Here is a 5,952-nt window from a genome sequence, read left to right as displayed (position 1 = left end):
CCTTGGAATAGGTTGACTCTAAAAAAATTGTCCACTTTCTGGGGTACAGTTTAAAATGCCTTGCAGATTTTAGAAAAGCTCGCCTTTTCAATAGGTAAAAGGCGATGAACGCAAAAAAAGCCGAGAGGAAAACAATATTCCTTTCGGCTTGAATCTGCACGGACATCATCCATTTTTACCAGAAACTGTTTTTCCGTTCTGGGACAGACGACCTGTTATTAAACATTTAAAAGTATGGGGAAAACTAGTTTTCCAGGAATTCGAACTCGTAGCCTTCGAGTTCCACCACGTCGCCGTCTTCCGCGCCGGCTTCGCGCAAATGCTTATCGATGCCAAGGAAGCGCATCTGATTGGCGAAGTTGTAGAAGTCCTCATCTGTATTGAGCTTGTCGAGATTGAAGTTTTTCTTGATGAGCGGTCCATAGACTTTGTAGCGTCCAGGAGCCGCCTGCTCGATCGTAAAGGGCTTCTCTTTTTCGGCGAACGTATACGTAACGCCCTGATCCTGCTCGTTTTCGTCGAGGACCGGGAAAACCGGCGTCGTCTCGAGCAGATCGGCCGCTTTGCGCAGTACCGGATCCAGGCCTTCGTGAATGAGGGTCATCGTCTCAAAGACTTCGAGATCCGGATAGGCTTCCTTGAAGCGGCGCAGATTTTCCTGTGCATGTTCTTCGTCCATTTTATTGGCGACCACAATCTGCGGGCGTTCAAGCAGACGCAGATGGTAGTTTTCGAGTTCCTTGTTGATATTGGCGTAATCCTGTACCGGATCACGCCCTTCTTCGCCGCCCATGTCGATGACATGAATGATAACGCGGCAGCGTTCGATATGACGAAGGAACTGATGGCCAAGGCCCTTTCCTTCGCTGGCGCCGTCAATCAGCCCTGGCAGGTCCGCCATGACAAAGCTGCGGCCGTCCTTGGTCTGGACTACGCCGACGTTTGGCGTAATGGTCGTAAACGGATAATCGCCGATTTCCGGGCGGGCACGCGATACAGCGTCCAGGAATGTAGATTTGCCGACCGACGGATAGCCGACGAGGCCGACATCCGCAAGGGTGCGCAGTTCGACGATGACATCGAATTCTTCACCTTCCTTGCCCGGCTCCGCATAGCGCGGGGCGACGTTGCGGGACGATTTAAATCGCGAGTTTCCGCGTCCGCCCTGGCCGCCTTTCGCGACAACCTGCTGCTGATGGGCTTCCGTCAGATCGGCCAGAATCTGGCCGGTATCGGCACGCTTGACGATTGTGCCGAGCGGCACTTTAACAATACGATCGCAGGCGTTGGCGCCGTGCATCCGCTTGTTCTTTCCCTTCTCCCCTTCCTGGGCACGGATAATCCGGTTGAAACGCAGATCCAGAAGGGTGACCATACCGGGATCGGCTTCAAAGATGACGCTGCCGCCATTTCCTCCGTCTCCTCCGAAAGGACCTCCATTGGCAATATATTTTTCGTGTTTGAACGACACGAGTCCATCGCCGCCCTTACCGGCTTTGACGTGAACTTTGACCTGATCTACAAACATGCTGGTACCTCACTCTCCTGATCATCATATTTCATACATGAAAAAAGAGCCTTGGACAGGCTCAATTTAATGTTTGCTTAGTCAACTGGGTAAACAGAAACTTTCTTTCTTGTTTTGCCGAGTCTTTCGTATTTAACAACGCCGTCAACTGTAGCGAAGAGCGTATCGTCGCCGCCTCTGCCTACATTTGTCCCGGGATGAATTTTAGTTCCGCGCTGACGGTAGATGACAGCACCGGCCAGACATTTCTGTCCGTCTGCGAGTTTCGCACCAAGGCGTTTGGAGTGCGAATCACGGCCGTTCTTTGTCGAACCTACACCTTTTTTGGAAGCGAAGAACTGAAGGTCCATATTAAAACGCATGATTTTACCTCTTTCTCTTCGGATGATTGAAATATAAAGCTGCACGTTAATCCGTTCCCAGCTGGATGTGCTTTGGATACGTCTGCGCCATGCACTGAAGCTGAAGCGCAACCATGTCCAGAGCCGTCTGCAGTTTCTCACTGCTCGTCTGAACATCGATGAGAATGCGGTTGTCTTCGCAGACAAGCCGGCAGGCTTCTGGGAACATTTCGTCGATCGCGTTTAATGCGGATATGGAAATGGCTGATACGCCGCAGCACACCAGGTCTTCTCCGTATGGAGCCGACAGAGCGTGTCCGGTAATCTTAATTTCCTGAATATCCGTGCCGCGCCGAGCAATACGGATCCGAATCATTAAGCCTGAATGGATTCGATTTTAACGCGCGTATAGGGCTGTCTGTGACCCTGTTTTCTGCGTGTGGAAGATTTTTTCGGGCGGTATTTCACGATCGTGATTTTCTTGCCTTTGCCCTGTTTTTCAACCACGCCGGTTACAACGGCGCCCTCCACGAAGGGTTTGCCGATTTTTCCGTCTGCGTACAGAACTTTGTCGAATGTTACGGTTTCACCTTCCTGAGCGTTCAGTTTTTCTACCCAGATTACGGATCCGTCTTCAACCTTGATCTGTTTTCCGCCGGTTTCGATAATTGCGTACATAGATGGTCTCCTTTCCGATTCTTGATACTCGCCATGAAGGCGGGCTTGTCGCCGCTTTAAAGCCTCTTCTGTGCGGTTGCAAGTCGTGAAGACTGCAACAGACATATATTAATGATTCCTTATGTCCGCGTCAAGTAGGTAAATTGAGCCTTTAGGCAAAGGCGAATTGCTTTTTTGTCATTGGCCGCGAAGCCAGCCGCCGAAAGGGTTTTCGTTTCTTTTTTGGATTCAGCATCCTGATTTTTGAGTTTTTTTCTGCTTGATTCTTCTTAGTTCTGCCTTTCGTTATCTGTTTGTACCGGCTCGAATCGTTTCAGACCGGTACGACTCATTGGCTCAGCGCCGTCGGACTGGACCAGAACTGAGCGGCAGAAAGTGGAGTTCAAAAATCGCCATGGACCCTTCCCTTCGCTGATCCATCCTGCCCTGGGCGACCACAAACGCACCGTCTTTCAAATCGTCCTGCGCTCTGGCATACGTCGTGGGCATGACAGCGCCTTCCATCTGTCCGGTATCGTCATCGAGCGTAACGTAAGCCATCGTATCGCCTTTCTTCGTCTTATGCAGGTGGATGCGGGAAATCATGGCGCAGATGCGTAGGCTCGTACCACCTTTGAGACGGCCTGCAGCCGCAATCGATACGAGGGATCGATCCGATGCGCGAACGCCTTCTGCCGGATGCGGGCCGCTCAGAAAGCCGAGCACGTCCTTTTCGTGAACGATTCGTCTGGCTGGATCGACGGGAAGTCTGGCGACGATCGGCGCGGAAACGCCGGCCAGACGCCACCCGCCGCCTTCGGGATCCAGCATGGCCAGATCGCCCAGACGAAGAATTTCTTCCAGCGCGGCTTCCAGACTCTCGCGGTTGATGCCCATTTCATCAAAGGCACCGGCCCGAACGAGGCTGACGATCTGCTCGTCCTTGATTTTCAGTGCGGAAAGACGCAGCACCGACATGACCGGATCCGTAAAGGGGCCATGTTCCTGGCGCTCCTGTTCAATCTTTTCAGCCTGCTGTCTCGAAAACGTACGGACCTGGGTAAGCGGAATCCGAAGCGCGTTGCCTTCGATCTGATAACGGGTACCGGAGCGGTTGAGCGATACTGGCAAAACGCGAATGTGCCGATGGGCGGCTTCGCCCAAAATGCTGGCGAGTTTGGCACCGGACTTGCCCGTGTAATCGAGCAGGACCTGATAAAACGACAGCGGGTAATGGGTTTTCAGCCACGCCATCTGGTAAACGATCAGACCGTACGCGTACGAATGCGACTTGTTGAAGCCGTAGTCCGCAAACTGTTCCATGATTTCAAATATTTTGTCAGCCTGTTCGGCTTCAATTCCCTGCTTCTGCGCCCCTTCTACAAAGCGGCTTTTCCAGGCTTCCATCGTTTCGCGTTTTTTCTTGGACATCGCCTTTCGCAAAATGTCCGCCTGCGCCAGAGTAAATCCGCCCAGAATTCTTGCGGCTTCCATAATCTGCTCCTGATACAGGAAAATGCCGCCGGTTTCGGCCAGAATCGGATCGATCAGCGGATGGATCGACTGTCTGGCCCGCGGGTTGAAACGGGCGTTCAGATACGTATCGATGCTTTTCATCGGGCCCGGTCGATACAGCGCCAGAATGGCGGCAATATCTTCAAAGCGTTCCGGCTTGAAGCGCAAAATGAGCTGACGAATGCCAGAACTTTCCAGCTGAAAGACGCCCAGCGTATCGCCGGTGCGCAGCAGCGCATACACTTGCGGATCGTTTAAAGGCAGATGGAGCGGTTCGATCACCGGACCGTTCTGGCGCTGAATTTCCTGCAGGATTTCTTCGATCATGCTTAAGTTGCGCAGCGCCAGAAAGTCGAATTTGATCAGACCAATTTCTTCGAGATGTTCCATCGAAAACTGAACGGCAGGGACGCTGCTGCCGTCGTCCATCATCGGTGCCTGTTCGGTAATCACATCCCGCGCCAGCACAATACCGCCGGCATGAATGGACGTATGTCTTGGAAAGCCTTCAATGGCGCAGGCGGCGTGATACAGCTTTTTGAGCGAGGGCGAATTCTCTACCAGCGAAGAAAACGCGCGGCTTTGTGCATAGACCGACGGCAGCGTTTCGTTTGGCATCGTCGCCGCAATCGCCGTCAGCTTGTCCGCTTCCCGTACGCCAAGACCTAATGCCTTCGCGCAGTCGCGCAAAGCGGCACGCGCTTTTAATCGGGAGAAAGTCACGATATGGGCGACATGGCCTTTTCCATAGACGGACTGTACGTATTCGATCACTTCATCGCGGCGGTTATCCGGAAAGTCGGTATCGATATCCGGCATGGAAATACGCTCCGGATTAAGAAAACGTTCAAAGAGCAATCCGGACTGAATCGGGTCAACGTGCGAAATGCCCAGCACCCACGAAACGAGCGATCCGGCCGCGCTGCCTCGTCCGGGACCGACGAGAATTTTGCGGGAACGCGCTTCGCGAATGAAGTCCCATACGATTAAAAAATAGTCCGCAAACCCCATGGACAAAATGACATTCAGCTCATGATCAAGCCGCTCGCGATACACTTGCGCGTTGACCGTTTTTCCCTGCAGCCGCTTTTTCAGACCGGCCAGACACAGCTCGCGCAAGTAGTCTTCACTGCTCAGATTTACCTTGTTGACAAACTGCGGCAGACTTGCTTTGGGCAGACGGTAGTCTTCAATTCGGGCGGCAATCGTTTCCGTGGCTTTGAGATCGTCCGCGTCGTAGAGCGATTCCATTTCGTCTTCTGTTCGCCAGTAGCGGCCGCTTCGTACCCGAATGTCGGGATGGTCGATCACTTTCTGCTGATTGATCGCCTGCAGAAGGCGCAGGGTGCGCTCATCTTCCGGTTTTTCGTATTCAATCCGGCTGAGCGCAACGGTCGGGATCTCTTTGAATTGGGCACGCTTTTTGAGCTGTTCATCTTTCTGACGGAAATACGGTGAATCGTGAATCGACATTGCGATATAGAGATCGTCCGGATCCAGGACAAAGGATTTGAGCGTATCGAGCAGTTCATCCAGAAGGTCTTCATTTGGCTCATGAGCGAGCGTTTCGAACACGTCGTCGCCGCCTGCGTTCATGAGAATACAGCCGTCGACATACGCCTTCATATCGTCGAGTTCAAGCGGCGTCGAGTCAGACATCAGTCGGGTAGAAAGCAGATAAAGCGAATGCAGACCCTGTCCGTTTTTGGCCAGCAGCAAAAAGGAAATCGGCTGATTTTTCCAGTTTGTCTCGACTTCCAGTCCAATGATCGGCTTGAGTCCGGCTTCTTTTGCGGCATGCACAAAAGACATCGTCGCAAACATCGAACGATGATCGGTCAGGGCCACAGCCGTCTGATGATTTTCCTTGGCGAGGCGAATGATGTCGTCAATATCGAGAACCGCCTCGAG

5 protein-coding genes and 1 other annotated feature are annotated in these 5,952 nt (G+C 52.6%); all 5 genes read right to left on the bottom strand.

Annotation, left to right across the window (positions count from 1 at the left end; translation table 11 throughout):
- Nucleotides 1–244: 244 nt before the first annotated feature.
- A complete protein-coding gene (gene obgE / locus ACLUYS_RS09135; protein ID WP_230266640.1) occupies nt 245–1,528 on the bottom strand; it encodes a GTPase ObgE in 1,284 nt (427 codons plus the stop codon).
- Between the two features lie 77 nt (nt 1,529–1,605).
- Nucleotides 1,606–1,890, bottom strand: coding sequence for a 50S ribosomal protein L27 (gene rpmA / locus ACLUYS_RS09130; protein ID WP_230266639.1), 285 nt, complete (start codon nt 1,888–1,890; stop codon nt 1,606–1,608).
- Between the two features lie 46 nt (nt 1,891–1,936).
- Nucleotides 1,937–2,245, bottom strand: coding sequence for a ribosomal-processing cysteine protease Prp (locus ACLUYS_RS09125; protein ID WP_230266638.1), 309 nt, complete (start codon nt 2,243–2,245; stop codon nt 1,937–1,939).
- Complete coding sequence (rplU, locus tag ACLUYS_RS09120) at nt 2,245–2,547, bottom strand: 50S ribosomal protein L21 (RefSeq protein ID WP_230266637.1); 303 nt, start codon at nt 2,545–2,547, stop codon at nt 2,245–2,247. Before rplU ends, ACLUYS_RS09125 begins: the two co-directional genes overlap by 1 nt.
- A 14-nt stretch (nt 2,548–2,561) precedes the next feature.
- Nucleotides 2,562–2,635 (bottom strand) — a sequence feature (ribosomal protein L21 leader region).
- Nucleotides 2,636–2,883: 248 nt separating this feature from the next.
- The coding region (locus ACLUYS_RS09115) for a DNA polymerase III subunit alpha (RefSeq protein ID WP_412659665.1) at nt 2,884–5,952 on the bottom strand (3,069 nt) is incomplete at its 5' end.

Origin of the sequence: Allobaculum sp. (assembly GCF_047010065.1) — a bacterium.
In the GTDB taxonomy this organism is placed as follows: Bacteria; Bacillota_I; Bacilli_A; order Erysipelotrichales; family Erysipelotrichaceae; genus Allobaculum; species Allobaculum fili.
This window is presented reverse-complemented; position numbering and strand designations above follow the sequence as displayed.

Coding starts and splice junctions, on each gene's coding strand:
- ACLUYS_RS09125 (WP_230266638.1), bottom strand. CDS start 2,245: ATGATTCGGATCCGTATTGCTCGGCGCGGCACGGATATTCAGGAAATT.
- rplU (WP_230266637.1), bottom strand. CDS start 2,547: ATGTACGCAATTATCGAAACCGGCGGAAAACAGATCAAGGTTGAAGAC.
- rpmA (WP_230266639.1), bottom strand. CDS start 1,890: ATGCGTTTTAATATGGACCTTCAGTTCTTCGCTTCCAAAAAAGGTGTA.
- obgE (WP_230266640.1), bottom strand. CDS start 1,528: ATGTTTGTAGATCAGGTCAAAGTTCACGTCAAAGCCGGTAAGGGCGGC.